This window comes from Pseudogemmobacter sonorensis (assembly GCF_042762395.1).
Lineage (GTDB): Bacteria > Pseudomonadota > Alphaproteobacteria > Rhodobacterales > Rhodobacteraceae > Pseudogemmobacter > Pseudogemmobacter sonorensis.
The window spans coordinates 1-18,827 of sequence record NZ_JBEFZE010000049.1; the positions used below are offsets into that span (position 1 = coordinate 1).

The following is an 18,827-nucleotide window of genomic DNA, read 5'->3' on the forward strand; positions in this document are numbered from 1 at the left end:
GGAACAGGGGCGAACAGGACTTATGACGCCAGTGGCCGCAGGCCCCCGCAACCACCGTATCCGACCTGGACCCGACACCAGCCCTCGCACCATGCGGGGGCTTTGTCATATCCGCCTCGGCGAGGTTGAGGATTCCGGCCAAGTTCGCCAACAAGTTCAATCTCATGGCCGCCGGGGATGCCCGGAGCGGGGACCATCCGCACCTCGGAGATCAGCCCGCGCAGCAGTTCGGTCGCCTGCGGCCTCAGCTCCGGCTGGTTCAGGGCCTCGGCCGAGTGCTCCTGACCGTCCCGGGCCAAACCCGGGCGGCTCTGTCCATGGTGTGTCCTGCGGCGCTGCGGGACGGGAAGCAGAACCTGCTCTTGGTCGGGGCGCGGTCGTCCGCAGCTTTGCGGGCTTTGAGGACTGCCGCTGCCTGCGATGAAAGCGGCAGCCAAACGGGGTTCTTGTTCTTCGGGTCGGGCAGGTGGAACCAGTTGTTGGCCGCGTCGGCATCGTCAAGGTTGACGCGATCCCACGTCAGCATCGCCCCTTCGTTGCGGCGGGTGCCGGTCAGAAGGAGGAACATCACGAGGTCCAACCCGGCCAGCGTGTCGGCGCTGAAGGCGGGATTATGCCGCGCTGTGGTCAACAGATGCCAGAACATGCCAACGTCCCGGCGGTCGATGTGCCGGGTCCGTGCCCTATCAGCCTGCTTTGCCAGTTCCTCCTTGATAACCCCGACCGGGTTCTTCTCGATGATTGGCTTGCCGTCTTTCGTCTGGTATTCGGTCCTCGCCCAGTTGATGAGCCGCTTGAGAATCTTGAAGGCCGAGGCAGCGCTGCCCGGTGCGGGGGCTGGCTTCTTCCGAAGTCCCCTCGTCGCAATTTCTTCATACCGCTTGCGGCAGTCTGCCGGGGTGATCGAGGCGATGGGGCGGGTCAGCCACTTGTCGAACGCGGCCTTGAGGTGGCGCTGCATCTCATCGCGGGTGCTATCCTTGAGCATCCCCGGCCGGGCAAAGAAAGCGTCAGCTACTTGCTGCAAGGTCACGGATTTGGCTTCGTCCTCGCGCTTCACATCGCGCGGGTTGATGCCATCGCGCATCTGCTGGAGCAGGGACTGGGCACGCTTGCGCGCTTGGTCCTCGGTGTAGAGGCCGAACCTGCCAATTGTCGTGATGACCGCTTTCCCGCGGACCCGCCCCTGCGCCACAAAGGCGCGGACCCCTGTGGCGGTGACGCGCAGGCCATACCCCGGCACCCGGTCGTCCCAATGAATCTCATAGCCCGCCGCGGGTGGATTGACGGTTTCGCAGAATGGTTTCGTGAGCTTGGCCATGTGGCTCCCTCCGACGCCGTGCTAGCACCATGCAAGCACGCTAGGGCTACCTTGGGCATTCTGCCATTATCCCGCAATAACATCAACTATTTGATTATACATAATAAAATTAGGTGTCGCTGTCTTGCGCTAGTTCGCGCTATAATCCCGGCCATAGCTTCGGGAGCAGGGGGTCGGAGGTTCGAATCCTCTCGCTCCGACCAATTTTATGAATAATTTCAATCGCTTAGAGGCACGCCTCGGGGTGCGAGGTGGCCTTGCCGCAGCCATAATAGCGTTATGCTAGCCGGTCGAGCCTCGGGCGGTGATTCCAGCCGGTGCCACGCTTCCCGAAACTCGTCGCGGTCATAGGCAGGCGGCTCCAGCCACCACATGCCGCCATTCTTGTCCTGCGAGGCGAATCGCCGCACATCATCAATGTGCAGGACGTAGCAGATAGGTCGCGTCGATCATGATGGTCTTGTGTTCGGCGCGCTCGGTGGCCAGGCCCACCATGATCCGGGCGAAGACCCCATTGTCGCTCCAGCGCTTCCACCTGTTGTAGAGGGTCTTCGCCGGGCCGTATTCCTTCGGCGCGTCACGCCAGGGCAAACCATTGCGATTGATGAATATTATGCCGCTCAGGACGCGGCGATCATCGACGCGGGGCTTGCCATGGCTCTTAGGAAGGAAAGGTTTGAGGCGCTCCATATGGGCGTCAGAAAGCCAGTAAAGGTTGCTCATTGGTCAGGTCTCCTTGCAGAGCCTGAATCACGACAATGGCCTGAAATCAATGGGGCCTGAACCTAAACCGACTATTGATCTTGCCCTGCCCAATTGCGAGACAGGATCGTGTCCACTGACTACAGCATCTTGAACGACCAAAAACCAGGATGCGCCGAGATGGCGCTGCTCAGTGAGAGCGGACGCCCGGCGATCCTGCGCAATTGCGACTTGGAAGCCCTGGATATGTCTCGGCTCGACCTAACCTGACGCCCGTCACAAAGGCCGTGGGATAAGTCCGTCTGGGGATAGGGGAAGCTCGACCCTCAGCTGATTTGTGTAACACAGCCGGGCCGTCCACATATGGCACACAGATGCCATCGGGGAGCGGTTGCACCATCAAAGCCGATAGGGTCGCCAGATCCGATATCACTGCCTTCGCCTGACGAGCCACCATCATGAGAAGCTTTCCGAAAAGTCATAGTAAGGCGGGCGTCCCGACACCTCCGCCGCCGGCCGAGCGGCAGCAGAGCACGTCTCCCGGCTCCAGCCGCAGCCCGGCTTCGCGCGGGCCAAGACGCACAAGGTTGCCATCCGCGCGCTCGATCCGGTAATCATGCGGGCTGCCCGCCTCGCCACCAGCAAGCCCGTAGGGCGGCACTTTCAGCCCGTCGCCGGTTGCGTTGATCAGCGCCGGACCTGCGCCGTCATAGCGCAGCCGGATCTCGCCTCCGGCCCCGCCGCGATGTTGTCCGCGCCCGCCCGCCTCGGGCAAAAGCCGGTAGGATTCGACGACCAGCGGGTAAAGCTGCTCGGTCACCTCGATCGAGGGCGAAGGTGTGCCGCCGGGATTGTGGATGCCGCCAAGGTTTGGCCAGCCATCCGCAAGCCCATTCGCGCCCGCGCCGCCCCGGTTGAAGAAGGAATGCCAGATAAAGGGCAGGGGCTCGCCGTCTTCGCCATGCTGGCTGCCCGCGATGGTAAAGCGAAAACGGCGCGCGAAGCCGGCGATGGCGCGCTCGGGCAGGGCTTCGGCCATGGCCTGCAGCACCGCCTCGATAATGGCGGATGCGGCAAGCGAGGTGCAGGAGGCGACCGGGGCCGGCTCGCGCGGGTCGAGGAGGCTGCCTGGGCGCGTCAGGATCGTCACCGGCCGCAGCGCGCCATCATTCAGCGCGGCGCTGTCGCCGATCATGTAAAGCAGCGCGACGATCACCGAGGCCCGGCTGTTGGCCAGCGGGCTGTTCAGATAATTCGTGGTCTGATCGGGAGCCTGGCGCAGATCGACCGTGATCCGGCCACGGCCCTCGCCCCGTTCGATGGTCACGGTCACGGTCACGGGAACCGGGATCAGCCCTTCGCCGTCCTCATCCTCAAGCCAGGATCGGCCATCATAGACGCCGGGCTTGCAGGCCTCGATCAAGGCCTGCATTCCGGCCTCGCCCGACGCCAGCAAGGCCTCGCAGCAGTCATTCAGCACTGCGGGTTCCTCGCGCGCCGCGATGTCTGCAAGCCGCGCAGAGCCCGCGCGGACGGCTGCCATCTGCGCCATCATATCGCCGCGCAGGTCGTCGCCACGGCGCGAATTCAGCGCGAAAAGGTCGATCAGCTCTTCGCGCAGCACGCCGCCCTCGACCAGCCGCATCGGCGGGATCCTGAGGCCCTCATGCCAGATCTCGCGCGCGGCGGGCGAGTAGCTGCCCGCCGACATGCCGCCGATATCGCCCTGATGCGCCCGGATCACCGACCAGAAGGCGATCCGGCCATCGGGCGCGAAAACCGGCTGGGCCATGGTGACATCAGGCAGGTGACTGCCGCCCAGATACGGGTCATTGGCCACGATCATATCGCCCGGTCGCAACTGGCCCTCAAAGCGCTTCGCCATGATCTCGACCGCATAGGGCATGGCCCCCATATGGATCGGCACCCGCTCGGCCTGGGCAAGGGCGCGGGCTGCGCCATCGGTGATCAGCGCCGAAAAATCATGGCTCTGGTTCAGGATCGGCGAGAAGCATGTCCGGGCGAGGGTCTCGACCATCTCGGCAGCAATCGCCTCGAAGCGGTGCCGCATGAGGGCAACGGTCAGGGCATCGGGCGCGCGCATGGCGGTATCTTTCGAAAGGGCATTCATGGCTCAGACCTCGGGAACGTTCAGGATAAGGCTGCCCGCACCGTCCATATGCGCATGCGTGCCGGGCAGCACGAGGACCGTAGTCTGACGCGAGACGGCAATGGCGGGGCCGTCGAAGCCCGCGCCCGGCGTCAGCCCGTCCAGGTCGTAGATCCGCGCTTCGACCGGCGCGCCGCTCAGATGGATCATCCGCACGCCGCGCGGGGCGGCTTCGGAAACGGTTTCGGGCAGGGCCGCGAGCCGGATCTCGGGCAGGCGGCCAAGCGCGGCTACGCGCAGTTCCTCGACCCAGGCGGATTCATCATGGCTGTGCTGATAGAGCTTGCGGTAGCGGCTGGTGAAATCCTGCTGCAATGCGGCGCAAAGGCCGGGGGCGGCAAGCATGTCGCCCGGCACAGGTACAGACAGGGTGCTGACCTGGCGGCGATAGCGGCAGACCAGATCAAACCGGAAGCCCATATCCTGCCCGGCCACGCCCGACAGCGCCAGAGCCTCACGCGCGCGCTTTTCGAGCGCTGCAAAACGGTTCTGCAGCGCCGCATCGCTGATCTTGTCAAGCGTCTGGCCGAGGGGTTCCGAGAGGTCTCGGCGCAGCTCGGCGGCCAGAAAGCCAAGCGCGGAGAGAACCGAGGCCTGGGCCGGGATCACAACGCGCCGGATGCCGAGGCTGCGCGCCACCTCATCGGCATGCAGGCCGCCCGCGCCGCCGAATGGCAGCAGCGTAAAGCCGCGCGGGTCGAGGCCGCGCCGCACGGTGACCCGCCGCACGCCTTCGGCGATCAGGTCGGTCGAAAGCGCGTGGACCGCCGCCGCTGCCGCCTCGGGCGCAAGACCAAGGGGTGCCGCCAGCCGGTCGTTGATCACCGCACGCGCCGCAGCGGCGTCAAGGCGCATCTTGCCGCCCAGAAACTCATCGCCGCCGATGAGGCCCAGCACCAGATTGGCATCGGTCAGGGTGGGCTCAGTGCCGCCCTTGCCGAAGGCTGCGGGTCCGGGGCTTGCACCCGCGCTTTGCGGCCCGACACGCAACATGCCTGCGCGATCCACCGAGGCGATGGAGCCGCCGCCGAGCGCCACCGGGTCGATTTCAATGGCCGGAATTGCGATCCGCGTATTGGCGAGGACTTTGGCGCCGCTTTCCACCGGGGTACCGTCCAGCACGAGGCAGACATCTGAGCTCGTGCCGCCAGTGTCATAGCTGACGAGCTCGGCCAGGCCGTAGTGGCGGGCGTAAAGCGCGGCCGCCACGGCCCCGCCCGCCGGCCCAGACGTTACAGCCCCAACCGCTAAGCGCGCCGCTTCCTCCACCGGCAGCACGCCGCCATTTGACTGCATGATCGAAACCGGCGCTGTGCTGCCCAAATCCGCCAGATTCCGGCCAAGGGCGCCCAGATAGCCCGCCAGCCCCGGCCCGGCATAGCAATCCGCCACCGTGGTCGAGAGCCGGTCATATTCCCCGGCGCGCCGCAACACATCCGACGAGCAGGAGATATAGGCCCCCTGCATGCGTTCGCGCAGCCGGGAGGCAACCGCCTGTTCATGCTGCGGGTGCAGATAGGAATGCAGGAAGCAGATCGCGACCGCCTGCACGTCAGCTGCCAGCAGCCGGTCGATGGCCTGATCGACGCCCGCCATATCCAGAGGCTGTTCGACCGTGCCATTCGCGAGCACCCTTTCGCGGATCCCGATCCGCAGATCTGCGGGTACAAGCGGCTCGGGGAAGGGGGCGCGCAGGCGGTAGCGGTCCTGTTTGGTGCCGTCGCGCAGGACCAGGAGATCCGAAAATCCCTCTGTCGTCAAAAGGGCCACCTTCGCCCCTTTGCCCTCGACCAGGATATTGGTGGCGACGGTGGTGCCATGGATCAGCATCTCAAGACCGGCCATCAGATCGCCGGAGGGGCGGCCGATCTCGTCGGCCAGAAGCGACAGGCCGGCCAGAACGCCGCGCGCGGGACTGTCCGGCGTCGAGGGCGTCTTGACCGAGACGACCTGCCCCTCGGGGGTCGTTGTGACGATATCGGTGAAGGTGCCACCGACATCCACTCCGATTCGCATCATCTGTTTCCTCTTGAATGACTAGTCATTATTTTAGGATGACTATTTCAATTTCAAGGGAATTCTTGACGAGGTGAGCAAATTCTGAACACGCGGCAGAAGAAATCATCAAATAGAGCTGAAAACCCATCATGCGGATTGACAGGCCAATATGACTAGTCAATTGGTCATTTAAGGGTTCGTCGCGGGATGAATCAGCAGTTCAGACAGATCAGGGGGCGTGCCATGCAGGGCAAGACGGAAGCCAGGTTCAGGCTGGGGGTCGATATTGGCGGCACCTTCACCGATATCGTGATGATCGACCGCGAGGGCCGGGTCTATTCGCGCAAGCTGCTCTCGACCCCGCATGACTATTCCGAAGGCATCGAAAACGGCGTGAGGGCGTTGCTGGCCGAACTGGGCGTCGCGGCGGGCCAGGTCCATGAATTCGTGCATGCGACCACGGTTGCGACCAATACGATCATCGAGCGCAAGGGCGCGAAAGTGGCGCTGGTCACAACCGAGGGGTTCCGCGATGTGCTTGAAATCGCGCGCTTCCGCACTCCGCGTCTTTATGACGTCTCCTGGCGCAAGCCCGAGCCGCTGGTGCCGCGCGATCTCCGCTTTGAGGTTGCCGGGCGGCTGGCGGCCGACGGGGCCGAAGTGACGCCTCTTGATGAGGCGGCGCTTGGCGATATTGCTGCGAAGGCCCGCGCGGCAGGGGTCGAGGCCCTGGCGATCACCTTCATCAATGCCCATGTGAGCCCGGTCCACGAGGCGCGAGCGGCACAGATCCTGCGCGGTCTTCTGCCCGGCGTCCTTGTCTCGGCCTCGTCCGAACTGGTACCGCAGCTTGGCGAATACGAGCGCAGCTCGACCACGGTGGTGAATGCCTATCTGCGCCCGATCGTCACCCGCTATGTGCAATCCCTGCAACGCCGTCTGGATGCGATCGGCATCACGGCGCCCCTGATGATCATGCAATCCTCGGGCGGCATCGCGCCCGCGCGCCTGGTCGAGGATCAGCCGATCACCATCATCGAAAGCGGCCCGGCCGCAGGGGTGCTGGGCGGGGCGCGGCTGTCGCGGCATCTGGACCTTGGGGATGTGCTGATCTTCGACATGGGCGGGACCACGGCCAAGGCCACGCTCACCGAGGCTGGCGCCTATGCCGTCTCGCCCGAGACCGAAGTGGGCGGCGAGCCGATGCTGGGCGCACGGATGGTGCGCGGTGCGGGCTATCCGGTGCAGGTGCCGACGATCGACATCGCCGAAGTCGGCGCGGGCGGCGGCAGCCTTGCCGCAACCGACGGGGCGGGCGGGCTGACCGTCGGGCCGCGCTCTGCCGGGTCGACCCCGGGTCCGGTGGCCTACGGGCGCGGCGGCACCCAGCCCACGGTAACCGATGCCAATCTGGTGCTGGGCTATCTGAACCCAGAGGCGCTGGTCAGCGGCGAGCTGACCTTGCAAACCGATGCGGCGCGGGCGGCCTATGCCGAGCTTGCGGATCGGCTGGATCTTGAGGCGGTCGAGACGGCGCAGGGCGTCCACCGCATCGCCAATGCGACCATGCTGCGGGCCTTGCGCGGCGTGAGTTCCGAGAAGGGCCGTGATCCGTCGCAATTCGCACTGATGGCCATCGGCGGCAATGGCCCGGTCCATGCATGCTCGCTGGCCGAGGATGCCGGAATGACCCGGGTGATCATCCCGCCGGTCGCGGGTCTGTTTTCGGCTCTGGGGATGCTTTTCGCCGATGTAGAACATCAGCTTGTGAGTTCGTTCTATCAAAGGCTCAGCGATACGAGGTCTGCCGATCTGGCCGCCCTGATCGAAGGGCTGACGGCGCGCGGGAATACTCTGCTGCAAGACCAGGGCTTCGCCCCCGAAGACCGCGAGATCCGCATCCTTGCCGATCTGAAATATGCCGGGCAGACCTCGCCGCTGACGGTGCCTTACGCTGATGCCCTGGCCCTGCTGGCGAAAAATCCCGATGCAGAGGGCGACGGGCAGGCCTTTGCGGCGATCCTTGCCGCCTTCCACCAGTTGCATGCGGCAACCTTCGGCTATGCCTCCGAGGCCGAGCCGGTCCAGTTCGTGGCAATCCGGGCGATCTGCCGCGGTGTGCCCGATATTCCGCGCATGCCCGAGAACTGCGCGCGCGGAAATGAGCGCGCGGCGCTGACGACCGGGCGGCGGGCCTGTTTCATCGGCCATGGCTGGTTCGACACTCCCGTCATCACCCGCGCTGAACTGGTCGCCGGCCCCCGCATGGGGCCGCTGATCGTCGAGGAATATGATACGACCTCGATCATCCCGCCCGGCTGGGAAGCTCGGATCGACAGCTGGAACAACATTCTTGCCACCCGGCAAAGCGCCTGAGGGGAACGGACATGACCAGGATCAACCCCATCCGCCGCGAGCTGCTGAAAAATGCCCTCGTGACGATTGCAGATAATGCGCTGGTGATGGTGATACGCACCGCCCGCACAGCCAATGTAAAGAATTCAATGGATTTTTCGTCCGCCATCTGTGACGGTGCGGGCAATCTGGCCGCCCAGGGAATGGCGGTGCCTGTTCACCTCGGCGTGGTGATGCCCGCGCTCCGGGGCTGCCTCGATCACTTTGGCGAGGATATTGCCGAGGGCGATGTGCTGGCCTCGAACGACCCCTATGCCGGTTGCTCGCACCTGAACGACATCTTCACCTTCCGCCCGGTTTATGTCGATGGGCAGCGGGTGGCGTTTGTGTCGCTGGTCTTGCACCATACCGATCTGGGCGGGCGCGTGCCGGGCGGTAATGCCGCCGACAGCCAGGAGATCTTTGAGGAAGGCCTGCGCATCCCGCCGGTCAAACTGCGCGAAAAAGGCCGCGACAGCGCCCAGGTTTTCGGCATTATCGCGGCCAATTCACGGGTGCCTGACCGGGTGATCGGCGATTTGCGCGCCCAGCTTGCGGCACTGGACGACGCGGCGCGCGGGGTCGAAAAGATCGCGCGCGAGATGGGGCCAGTTGCGTTTGGTGATTATCTCGCGGATCTGATCGACCATGCCGAGGGTCTGACCCGCGCCTCGATCAGCGCGCTTCCCGATGGCGAGGTCGAGTTTGATGAATGGAACGATGATGACGGCGCCGGGAATGGCCCGATCCATCTGCATTGCAAGCTGATCAAGAAGGGTGACGAGATCACCGTCGATTATACCGGCACCCAGGACGACACCGGCGGCGCGGTGCATTGCAACTGGGAATTCACGGTTTCCTGCACCTATGCCGCCCTGCGTACGGTGCTGGACGCGGCGATCCCGAACAATGCCGGGCTTTACCGTCCGATCCATGTGAAAGCGCCCAAAGGCACCTTCGTATCGGTGCAATATCCGGCGGCGGTTGGCTCGCGCGGGCAGATCGGCTTCCGGCTGCGCTCGATTGTGCTGGGCGCGCTTGCACAGCTTTTGCCCGGCCGGATGCCCGCCTGCGCGGGCGGATCGGAATTTGCCATCGTCGCCTCGGGGCAGATGGCGGATCCAAGGGGCGGTAAGCGGCCCTTCCTGCATCTGGAATTCCACAACAATACCGGGCTCGGCGGCGGGCCGGACCAGGATGGTCAGGATGCGGGGCCCTATTGCATCGGCAATCTCGCCAATGTGCCGGTCGAGCTGATCGAAAGCGAGAACCCGATCCGGGTGGAGCGTTACGGCTTCATCCGGGATACTGGCGGCGATGGCCGCTTCCGCGGCGCGCTTGGCCTGCAGCGCGATTATCGCTTCCTTGCCGATCAGACGCGGGTTCAGGTGCGCTCGGACCGGTACCACTCAAAGCCCTGGGGGCTCTTTGGTGGCGGGGCCGGGGCGGGCGGCAGGCTGGTGGCCAATCCCGGGACCGCAGCCGAAGAGGCGCTGCCGTCCAAATTCATCCGTTATTTCAACGCGGGCGATGTATTGTCGGTTCAGATGGCAGCGGCGGGCGGCTATGGCCCCACCGCAGAGCGCGACAAGGCCGCGACTGCGCAAGACATCCGGCTGGGCAAAATGAGCGCCGATCATGCTGCCCGGATCTATGGCTATGACCCGGAAGAACGTGACGTGAAATGACAAACCGCCCCGCGTCTCCCGGTTTCGCCAATCAGCATCTGATCGGGTGCCGCGACGCGCGGGGCCGGTTGCTGACGCCGGCGCTGATCCTGGATCTGGATCAGTTCGAGGCCAATCTGGCGCAGATGCAGCAACGCGCAAAGGCTGCAGGCGTCAGTCTGCGCCCGCATGCCAAGGCGCATAAATGCCCCGAGATCGCGCAGCGCCAGATCGCAGTTGGTGCGGTGGGCATTTGCGTCGCAACGCCGGGCGAGGCCGAGGTTTTTGCTCGGGCGGGGATCGGCGATATTCTCCTGACCTCTACTTTTGCGACCCCGCAAGCGGCGGCGCGACTTGCCGATATCGCGGCTGAAGGAACGGCGCTGGCGGTGGTGTTCGATCATCCGGCGCCGCTTGATCTGTTCATCGCGGCACTTGAAGAGCGTGGCGCGCGTGCGCGTGCGTTGATCGATATGGATACCGGGCGGCACCGTTCCGGGGTGGCTTCGCCCGCCGCTGCGATTGAACTGGCGCAAAGGATCAAGGCGGCGGGCTGCCTCGATCTTGTGGGCCTGCAGGCCTATGCAGGCCATCTGTCGCATTGTGCCGATCCGGTTTTGCGGGCGGAGCAGGCGCAAAAAGTCACAACTGAGATCGCTCAGATGCTGGCAGGGCTCGCGCCATATCTCCCCGCAATGCCAGTGATTACCGGTTGTTCGACCGGGGCCATGCGCGAAGAACTGGCCGCAGGTGTGTATACCGAGATGCAATGCGGCAGCTATGCGCTGATGGATGTGGAATATGACCTCGTCGACCCGGATGGCAGCGGGAGGCCCGCTTTTGCCACCTCGCTTTTCGTGGCAAGCGCGGTGATCAGCGCCAATCATCCGGGCCTTGCCACCACCGATGGGGGGGAAAAGCGTTTTGCCGCGAAACACGGCACTGCGCCGGTAATCCGCCGCGGCGCGCCGCAGGGCGCGACCTACCGGCCCTCAAGCGACGAACACGGGACCATAACCCTGCCGCGGGGAGCGGCGCTTTTGCCCGGCGCGATGGTAGAGTTGCAGGTCCCCCATTGTGACCCGACCGTGAACCTTTATGACGCGATCCATGTCATGCGGGGCGAGGAGCTGCTGGCGATCTGGCCCGTCGCGGCGCGCGGCGCCTGAATAGGGGGGTACGACTGCGTCGCGCCGGAGGCTTGGCGAGGCGGGCCACCGCCTGTCCGTTCAGGCCTCGTTCAGGGTTTTGGCCCCTGTCGCATCCACCGCATAGGCCACTTCGATTTCTCGGCGGAACACGGCCTCGCCGCTGACCAGCGGCATCGCGGCAGCGTCATATAGCACATAATCGCGCACCAGCACCGGAGAGCCAGCCTTGATCCCGAGCGCCTGTGCGCTGGATTCGCGCGCGCCATCGGCCCGGATCACCCCTTTTATCCGCGCGACCGAATGGCCAAGCTGCTGGTCGAGGATCTGATACATGGAAAGCCGGGTCAGGGCCTCGATGCTCATCATCTCTCCAAGGGCGATGGGCAGATAGCGCGTCTCTTCGACCGAGGGCACCTTGTCGACCAGCCGGATGCGATTGATCCTGTAAACTTCTTGATTTTCTTCAATACCCAGGCGGTTTGCCACCTCTTCGGGCGCGCTCACACGGGCGAAGGACAACAGGCGGTAGCTGACGGTTCCGCCCTGGCGGGCGATCTCTTCCTCGAATTCGACCACCCGATGCGCATCTTGCATGATACGGCGCGGCGTGCTGGCCACAAATGTGCCGCGCCCGATCTCGCGGTTGATGCGTCCCTCGCTGGTCAGGGTCTGCAGGCCATGGACCACGGTAGAGCGTGTGGTGCCAAAGAGGCTCGCCAGTTCCTTTTCCGAGGGCAGCCGGTCGCCGGGCTGGAAGCGCCCGCTCGCGATCCCGTCCAGGATATGATTGCGCACCCGCACATACATCGGAGCATGTTTCGACATCAGATCCCTTCCGTCCGGCCAGCGACGGCGGTTTTGCCGCGATCCGCCTGCTCGACGATATAATCAATGCGGAATTCCTCGCGGTAAAGCGATTCACCGCAGACCAGCGGGACGTGATCGCGGTCAAGCAGCGTGTAGTCGCGCACCAGCAGCGCCGCGCCTTTCTCCACGTCAAGCCAGGCGGCCTGACCCGCGCTGGCCAGGGCGGCCCGGATCCGCCCCTCGACGCGCAGCACCGGGCGACCCAGATCCTCGTCGAGGATCATGTGCAGGGATTTTGTCTCCAGCGAGGCCAGCGGAATCGCCTGGGCCAGGCTCGCAGGGATCACCCGCATTTCGACCCCGATGGGGCGGCCAGAGATCAGCCGCAGCCGGTCGAACTGTATCACGGGCATGCCGGGGTCCTGGCGCAGTTGCGCCGTCTCGGTGGCGCTGGCGCTGCGCGGTGTCCATGTCAGCACGCGATAGCCGATTTCGGCGCCCTGGGCGCGCAGCTGATCCTCGAAAGAGCTGACCTGGGCCGGATCGATCAGGGCGTTGATATTGGTTTTGGCGACAAAGCTGCCGCTGCCGGGGCGGCGCACGACCACCCCTTCGAAAACCAGCTTCTGCAAAGCCTTGGCGACCGTCGAGCGGGTGGTGGCGAATCGCTTTGCCAGCTCGGGCTCCGATGGCATCCGATCACCCTCGCGCAGGTGGCCCGCACCAATCTCGCCCCGAATATAGGCATCTATGCGTAAATAGATCGGTGTGAATTCGGTGCTCAGCAAAAAAACCGCCCCTTCCTGCAAAACTGACTAGACAGCTAGTCATCCAGTCATTTCTAGTAACCCGACACTTCATGAGGTAGCGAGGCCAACCTCGCTCGTAAACCCACTTCCCTCGGGGATGCAGGAATGGCAGCTTTGAAAACAGCCCGGCGGGGAACTGGCGATGCTATGGGAGGCAGATCCTTTGGCTTCCTCTTCATCGCCTCGATTGCGGCGGGGCTGACGATCTGGCAGTTGATCGCCTCGCAATATTCGAGCGTGGTGCTGGCCTCGCCGGTCGAAGTCGCGGCGCGGCTCTGGCAGATGATCGTTTCTGGCCAGTTGCCGCAGGCGCTGTGGTATTCGATGGGCCATATGCTTGCGGGCTTTCTGATCGCCTGCGCCATTGCGCTGCCTTTGGGGCTGCTGATGGGGCGGCTGCGGGTGGTCAATGACCTGTGTGATCCGGTCATCAATCTGGTTTATTCCGTGCCCAGCGTGGCCTGGGTCCCCTTTATAATGATCTGGTGCGGGCTGTTTTTCGAGGCGCGCGTGACGCTTGTGGTGATCATGTGCGTCTTTGACATGCTGATCGTGATTTCGACAGGCGCGGCCAATGTGGATCAGAAGCTCCTGAATGTCGGTCGCTCTTTCGGGGCCTCGGCCTGGCAGCGGGCGCGCTATGTGCTGATCCCGGAGAGCCTGCCTTTCCTGTTCACCGGACTTCGGATCGGCATCGTGCGAGCGGTGAATGCGATGATCACCGCCGAGCTGTTCTTTGCGGCCGTGAACCTTGGCCAGATGATGAAACAGGCCTCGGTGAAATTCGACAGTGCCGCCGTTCTGGGGATCCTGGTTGTTCTGAGCCTGATGGGCCTGTTGCTTCAGGAATTGTTCCTGCTTGCCGAGCGGCGCATCTGCCGCTGGCGCGTGGCGAAGAAGTAAGCGGTCAGGACAGGGAAAAAGCGACATGACCTCCTCTGCTGTAAGCTGCGTGACCAATATTCTGGGCATCGTGATCGTGCTGGTGATCTGGCAGATATTCGGCGCCCATCTGGGTGAGACCCTGCTGGCGACGCCGGTGCAGGTCGCGGGTGCCTTCGTGACAATGATCCGGAGCATGGATTTCTGGGCCGGGATCGGCGGCACACTCTGGCAGATGCTGCTGGGCTATGTGCTGGCGATGCTGATTGGCGTGCCCCTGGGTATTGCCATGGGCCGGGTGCCGGCGATCAATGCCATCGTGAAGCCCTGGGCCTCGATGTGCATTGTGGTTTCAGCGGCGGCCATCGTGCCTTTGTTCATCATCCTGATGGGGCGTGGAGTGGTGTTTTCGGTCGCCATCGTCTTCGTCGTGACTGTCTGGTATGTGGTGATCTCGATGACCGAGGCCGCGCGCAATGTCTCGCCAAAGCTGCTGGCGGCGGCGCAGTCTTTCGGCACGAGCGATTTCCAGAGGTTCCGCTATGTGATCCTGCCTGCGCTGCATCCTTTCGTGATGATCGCCGCGCGGGTTGGCCTTGTTCATGCGCTGCGCGCCATGGTCACGGCCGAGATGTTCATCAGTGCCAATTATGGCGGGCTGCTGAATGATGCGGGCCTCGATCTTTCGACCGCGGGCCTCTTCGCCCTGATCATCGCCCTGATGATCATTTCCCTCTCGATCACCGGCCTCATGCGGCTGATCGCAGACCGCAGCGCGCCCTGGTATGCAAGCAAGATCGCATCAGGTCGCTGAAAGACAAATCAAAACAGGAAGGTATCAGATATGACAATCAGACTTTCTCGCCGCCATCTGCTTGGCGCCGGTGGTGCCGGTCTTGCGGCTACGTTCCTTGGCCCGGTGCCGCGCGCCCTGGCGCAGGAGGGGCGGGTTCTGAAGATCAACACGCTCGCCTCGACGGCTGCGGTCAATGTGCCGATGCAATGGGCCTTGCAAAAGGGTATCCAGACCTTTCCGGGCTATGGCCCCGCCGAGGTCCGCCCGACCGCGAAAACCCCGCAGATTGCCCAGGAAGTGATCGCAGGCGCGGCCGATCTGGGGGATGCCGATGTGGCCTCGACCTTTTCGGCCATTGAGGCGGGCGCGGATCTGCGGGTGATCGGCCTTTCCTATTCGAACACCTCGCAGGTGATCGTCTCGAATGCGGATACCGTAACCAGCCTTGAGGATATAGCGGCGAAAGGCGGCACGATCGCCGTCAACAGCATCGGCGATTTCATGTATGTCATGCTGGCTGGCGTACTGAAAAAGCGCGGTATCGACATCACCACCATCAATTTCATCGAGATGGGCAGCTCTGGCGACCGCGCGCGCGCGCTGGTTGCGGGCCGGGTCGATGCGGTCCCGATGCATATCGAGCAGGCGGCTGCGCTGGCGAAGCAGGGCAACTATCAGGTGCTGGTGACGCCGTCCGAGGAACTCGGCAACTGGTTCAGCGCGGTGATCATGGCCACCGGATCCTGGCTTGAGGACGACGCGAACAAGGCGGCCGCCGTCACGCTTCTGAAGTCGGTTCTGACCTCGTTCCGCAAAACCAACAGCGACTATGACTGGTATAAGGCGCAGCTGCAGGATCTGGCTTCTTCCAAGGATCTGAAGGCCGAAGGCGATGATTTCCTGCGCCCGGTCTGGGAGACGCTTTGCACCAAAATCGGCGCCTTCCCGGACAATATGGAAACTCTGACCCCCGATGCCTTTGCCGCGAACCTCGCCTATTACAAGGATCTCGGCGCGCTCCAGGGCACGGCAGATCTTTCGAAGGTGATCGACCGGACCTATCTCGAACAAGCAATCAAAGAACTGGCCTGAAATGTCCCACCTTTCCGTTTCCGGTATTTCCAAGCGCTTCGGTACTGTCGATGTGCTTGTCAATCAGTCGCTCGAGGTGGCCGAGGGCGAGTTCGTCGCGCTTCTCGGCCCCTCGGGTTGCGGGAAGTCCACGCTTTTGCAGATCATCAATGGCCTTGTTCCCGCCGATAGAGGCAAGGTCACGCTGAATGGCGAGGATATTACCGGCCGGACCGGATCGGGGCGCGGCATGGTGTTCCAGGGGGCGGATCTGTTCCCCTGGCGCACTGCGCTGGAAAATGTGGCCTTCGGGCTTGAGGTGGCGGGCGTGCCAAAGGCCGAGCGGCTGGAGCAGGCGCAGCATTACCTGAAAATGGTGGGGCTTGGCGCCTTCGGGAATTCCTGGCCGCATCAGCTTTCCGGCGGCATGCAGCAAAGGGTCGGCATCGCGCGGGCCTTTTGCATCAAGCCCTCGCTTTTGCTGATGGATGAGCCCTTTGGCGCGCTGGATGTCCAGACCCGCGATGTCTTGCAAGACGAGCTCATCCGCATCTGGGAGGCCGATCGCAAGATGGTGCTCTTCGTCACCCACGGGATCGAAGAGGCGCTTTATCTGGCGGATCGCGTCCTTGTCTATTCAAAGCGTCCGGCGCATGTGCTGGCCGAGATCAAGGTGCCGTTCGAGCGCCCGCGCCGCGAAGAGATCAAGCTCGATCCGCGTTTTCTGGAACTGCGGCGCGAGATTTCAGAGCTTCTTCGCCACGATATCACGATCTGATCTGCCGCAGATCGTGACCCGGCTCCGCGTGCCTGCTCCCGCGCGCGGGCCGGACCTTTTCCCGCCTGTCTGACCGAGTGTGATCCGATGAACCAGCCTGCGCCCCAGACCGTCTTTGCCGCGCCCGATGCAGCGATCAGCCGTCATATCGCGGAAAAGCTCGCCGCAATTCACTATGCTGACCTGCCAGACCGCGTGCGCGAGGTGGTGCGGCTTTTCACCCTCGACACGCTGGGCGTGATCGCGGGGGCGGCCAAAGCGCCGGGCATGGCGGAACTCCTGACCGCATTGACGGCCTGGGAGAGTGACGGCAAGGCCACGCTGCTTTTGAATGGTGCCAGAGCCAATCCTGCCACGGCGGCGCTGGCGAATGGTGCGGCGGCGCATAGCCTTGATTTCGACGATCAGCACGATCCGGCGCGGGTGCATGTCTTTTGCGTGATCCTGCCTGCTGTGCTGGCGGCAATCGAGGCCGAGGACCGTCCCGTCAGCGGCGAGGAAATGATCACCGCGCTGGCGGTCGGGGTCGAGGTTTTCTGTCGCCTGGGGCTTACCTGCTACAATTCGCTGGGCAAGGGCTGGCACCCGACCACCGCGGTTGGATCGATCTCGGCTGCTGCTGCGGCATCGGTGATCTTCCGGCTGGACGCGGATGGCTTCCTCAATGCGATGGGGCTGGCTTTCGTGCAGCTTAGCGGCACCACGCAATTCATCGCCGATGGCGCGCTGGCCAAGCGCGTGGGGCCAGGCTTTGCCGCCCGCTCGGGCGTGCTGGCGGCGCATCTGGCGCGGGGAGGCATCACCGGCCCGCATCGCTACCTCGAAGGGAATGCCGGGCTTTTCACGCTTTATGAGCGGGGCGAGGTCCGGCCAGAGATCCTGACAGAGGGCCTGGGCGAAAGCTGGCAGCTTCTGGATCTGAGCATGAAACCCTGGCCCTGCTGTCGCTGCACCCATACTGCGATCCAGCTTGCGCTGGAGCTGAACGCCTCGGGGCTGCGCGCAGGCCAGGTCGCCTCAGCCGAGATCCGGATGGGCGCGGTCAATCACCGCATTGTCGGCGCGGATTTCAATCCGGACCATCCAAATCCCGTGGTTCACGCCCAGTTCAACGCGGCCTATGCGTTTGCGACGGCGCTTGAGGCCGGTGAGGTCAGTATCGCGAGTTTTACCCCCGCGCGGATCCGTGGCGCGGGTGCAGGCATTGCCATGCGTTGCCGTACCGTGATCGACGAGGCCATCGGTTCGACCGAGATCGCGCCTGCGGGTGTCCGGGTCACCTTGCTGGATGGTACGATCCGCGATGTCTTTTCGCCGGTCATGCGCGGCTCGCCCGAGGATCCGATGTCGCAAGAGGCGGTGATCGCCAAATTCCGCAGCTGCCTGTCATGGGGCTTTGGCGCCGAAGGTGCCGGGGTAGACCGGCTGATCGACATGATCAGAAGTCTCGAAACCGCGCCGGACTGCAGCGACCTCATTGCCCTGTTCAGGACGGTGTGAGCCAGTTCCGGGATCGGTCTAAAGACCGGAATCCCGCCCGCCAGACCGGCGTTTCCGATGGGCCGACTTCACTGACAGCCTTGCCGGGGCCAGGTCGCGCGTGGCGGTGAGGTTCGGCATTGGGGATCCGTGCCGAACCGGCCAGACCAAGTCCGCAAGCTGGTGGAGAAGCTGGCCGCAGGGGGAGCACGGCTGCACTTCTGCCATGAGGCTGGTCCCTGCGGCTATGGGCTGCACCGCCAGCTTGTCAAGATGTGGCATGACTGCATTGTGGTCGCGCCCTCGCTGATCCCGGTCGAGGCGGGGGATCGGGTTAAGACGGACCGCCGCGATGCGCTTATGCTGGCTAAGCTGCACAGGGCGGGCGAGTTAAAGACTGTTTGGGTGCCGGATGCGACGCGTTATGGAACCGCCGGGCGGATGGGTGTCAAGGCGATCATCGGATATCTCAACGACCGGCGGATACTCACCTGCGACGGAGGACGCTGGAGCGTCGGTCAGATCCACGCGATACTGACTCGAACGACATGTGTTGGCCAGCACCGGATTAACAAACGCGGTAACCCGTGCTTCGCCACGAGTTGTTTGAATGGCCGGTTACCCAGTTTCGCTGCAGGTGCCACGCCGCAGCGCCGTCAGACGGTGCTCAGCCCTTAGGCTCCAGACTCATTAACTTTAGAGCCAGAAGAGGACGGTTGCGGCGAGCGCGATGGCCGAGAGGAAGACGATGGGGCACCTGTCGTATCGGGTCGCAACCCGCCGCCAATCCTTGAGCCTGCCG

14 protein-coding genes and 3 pseudogenes are annotated in these 18,827 nt (G+C 63.8%); 10 read left to right on the top strand and 7 right to left on the bottom strand.

What is annotated here, in order from left to right; genetic code table 11:
• Positions 1-259: 259 nt before the first annotated feature.
• From ABNX41_RS20555 to ABNX41_RS20570, 4 genes and pseudogenes are all read right to left on the bottom strand, one after another.
• Entirely contained in the window at positions 260-1,321 is a 1,062-nt protein-coding gene (locus tag ABNX41_RS20555) for a tyrosine-type recombinase/integrase (protein WP_438671565.1), read from the bottom strand.
• 432 nt (positions 1,322-1,753) lie between these two features.
• Positions 1,754-2,044, bottom strand: a pseudogene (locus ABNX41_RS20560) (transposase); the annotation flags it as partial.
• Between the two features lie 457 nt (positions 2,045-2,501).
• Entirely contained in the window at positions 2,502-4,127 is a 1,626-nt protein-coding gene (locus tag ABNX41_RS20565; RefSeq protein ID WP_438671566.1) for a hydantoinase B/oxoprolinase family protein, read from the bottom strand.
• A gap of 30 nt (positions 4,128-4,157) precedes the next feature.
• Positions 4,158-6,212, bottom strand: a complete 2,055-nt coding sequence (locus ABNX41_RS20570; protein ID WP_438671567.1) for a hydantoinase/oxoprolinase family protein — start codon at positions 6,210-6,212, stop codon at positions 4,158-4,160.
• Between the two features lie 222 nt (positions 6,213-6,434).
• Between ABNX41_RS20570 and ABNX41_RS20575 the strand changes: the two genes are divergently transcribed.
• From ABNX41_RS20575 to ABNX41_RS20585, 3 genes are all read left to right on the top strand, one after another.
• The gene (locus tag ABNX41_RS20575) at positions 6,435-8,567 is read left to right on the top strand and encodes a hydantoinase/oxoprolinase family protein (protein ID WP_438671568.1); all 2,133 of its coding nucleotides are present in this window, start codon (positions 6,435-6,437) and stop codon (positions 8,565-8,567) included.
• A gap of 11 nt (positions 8,568-8,578) precedes the next feature.
• Positions 8,579-10,273, top strand: coding sequence for a hydantoinase B/oxoprolinase family protein (locus ABNX41_RS20580; protein WP_438671569.1), 1,695 nt, complete (start codon positions 8,579-8,581; stop codon positions 10,271-10,273).
• 68 nt (positions 10,274-10,341) lie between these two features.
• Complete coding sequence (locus tag ABNX41_RS20585) at positions 10,342-11,421, top strand: alanine racemase (protein WP_438671570.1); 1,080 nt, start codon at positions 10,342-10,344, stop codon at positions 11,419-11,421.
• Positions 11,422-11,481: 60 nt separating this feature from the next.
• On the opposite strand, the gene ABNX41_RS20590 is transcribed toward ABNX41_RS20585, so the two are convergent.
• Positions 11,482-12,228 carry a GntR family transcriptional regulator gene (locus ABNX41_RS20590; protein WP_438671571.1) on the bottom strand — a complete coding sequence of 249 codons (747 nt, stop codon included), beginning with the start codon at positions 12,226-12,228 and terminating at the stop codon, positions 11,482-11,484.
• A complete protein-coding gene (locus ABNX41_RS20595; protein ID WP_438671572.1) occupies positions 12,228-12,998 on the bottom strand; it encodes a GntR family transcriptional regulator in 771 nt (256 codons plus the stop codon). The genes ABNX41_RS20590 and ABNX41_RS20595 overlap by 1 nt, the downstream gene beginning before the upstream one ends.
• A gap of 168 nt (positions 12,999-13,166) precedes the next feature.
• Between ABNX41_RS20595 and ABNX41_RS20600 the strand changes: the two genes are divergently transcribed.
• The 7 genes and pseudogenes from ABNX41_RS20600 to ABNX41_RS20630 all read left to right on the top strand — a co-directional run bounded on the left by ABNX41_RS20600 (position 13,167) and on the right by ABNX41_RS20630 (position 18,703).
• Positions 13,167-13,922: an ABC transporter permease gene (locus ABNX41_RS20600; RefSeq protein WP_438671573.1), complete on the top strand. Its 756-nt coding sequence runs from the start codon at positions 13,167-13,169 to the stop codon at positions 13,920-13,922.
• Between the two features lie 25 nt (positions 13,923-13,947).
• Positions 13,948-14,715, top strand: coding sequence for an ABC transporter permease (locus ABNX41_RS20605; RefSeq protein WP_438671574.1), 768 nt, complete (start codon positions 13,948-13,950; stop codon positions 14,713-14,715).
• Positions 14,716-14,745: 30 nt separating this feature from the next.
• Positions 14,746-15,789: an ABC transporter substrate-binding protein gene (locus ABNX41_RS20610; RefSeq protein WP_438671575.1), complete on the top strand. Its 1,044-nt coding sequence runs from the start codon at positions 14,746-14,748 to the stop codon at positions 15,787-15,789.
• Between the two features lies 1 nt (position 15,790).
• A complete protein-coding gene (locus tag ABNX41_RS20615; protein ID WP_438671576.1) occupies positions 15,791-16,546 on the top strand; it encodes an ABC transporter ATP-binding protein in 756 nt (251 codons plus the stop codon).
• Between the two features lie 87 nt (positions 16,547-16,633).
• Entirely contained in the window at positions 16,634-18,046 is a 1,413-nt protein-coding gene (locus tag ABNX41_RS20620; RefSeq protein ID WP_438671577.1) for an MmgE/PrpD family protein, read from the top strand.
• A gap of 204 nt (positions 18,047-18,250) precedes the next feature.
• Positions 18,251-18,439: pseudogene (locus ABNX41_RS20625) on the top strand (IS110 family transposase); the annotation flags it as partial.
• 27 nt (positions 18,440-18,466) lie between these two features.
• Positions 18,467-18,703, top strand: coding sequence for a recombinase family protein (locus ABNX41_RS20630; RefSeq protein ID WP_438671578.1), 237 nt, complete (start codon positions 18,467-18,469; stop codon positions 18,701-18,703).
• A gap of 18 nt (positions 18,704-18,721) precedes the next feature.
• Here the strand turns inward: ABNX41_RS20630 and ABNX41_RS20635 are convergent.
• Positions 18,722-18,827 (bottom strand): annotated as a pseudogene (locus ABNX41_RS20635) (IS5/IS1182 family transposase); the annotation flags it as partial.

What these genes read in the sequence shown, in the direction of transcription:
- ABNX41_RS20615 (WP_438671576.1), top strand. Translation starts at nt 15,791, where the DNA reads ATGTCCCACCTTTCCGTTTCCGGTATTTCCAAGCGCTTCGGTACTGTC.
- ABNX41_RS20575 (WP_438671568.1), top strand. Translation starts at nt 6,435, where the DNA reads ATGCAGGGCAAGACGGAAGCCAGGTTCAGGCTGGGGGTCGATATTGGC.
- ABNX41_RS20620 (WP_438671577.1), top strand. Translation starts at nt 16,634, where the DNA reads ATGAACCAGCCTGCGCCCCAGACCGTCTTTGCCGCGCCCGATGCAGCG.
- ABNX41_RS20600 (WP_438671573.1), top strand. Translation starts at nt 13,167, where the DNA reads ATGGGAGGCAGATCCTTTGGCTTCCTCTTCATCGCCTCGATTGCGGCG.
- ABNX41_RS20555 (WP_438671565.1), bottom strand. Translation starts at nt 1,321, where the DNA reads ATGGCCAAGCTCACGAAACCATTCTGCGAAACCGTCAATCCACCCGCG.
- ABNX41_RS20580 (WP_438671569.1), top strand. Translation starts at nt 8,579, where the DNA reads ATGACCAGGATCAACCCCATCCGCCGCGAGCTGCTGAAAAATGCCCTC.
- ABNX41_RS20605 (WP_438671574.1), top strand. Translation starts at nt 13,948, where the DNA reads ATGACCTCCTCTGCTGTAAGCTGCGTGACCAATATTCTGGGCATCGTG.
- ABNX41_RS20570 (WP_438671567.1), bottom strand. Translation starts at nt 6,212, where the DNA reads ATGATGCGAATCGGAGTGGATGTCGGTGGCACCTTCACCGATATCGTC.
- ABNX41_RS20565 (WP_438671566.1), bottom strand. Translation starts at nt 4,127, where the DNA reads ATGCGCGCGCCCGATGCCCTGACCGTTGCCCTCATGCGGCACCGCTTC.
- ABNX41_RS20610 (WP_438671575.1), top strand. Translation starts at nt 14,746, where the DNA reads ATGACAATCAGACTTTCTCGCCGCCATCTGCTTGGCGCCGGTGGTGCC.
- ABNX41_RS20630 (WP_438671578.1), top strand. Translation starts at nt 18,467, where the DNA reads ATGGGTGTCAAGGCGATCATCGGATATCTCAACGACCGGCGGATACTC.
- ABNX41_RS20590 (WP_438671571.1), bottom strand. Translation starts at nt 12,228, where the DNA reads ATGTCGAAACATGCTCCGATGTATGTGCGGGTGCGCAATCATATCCTG.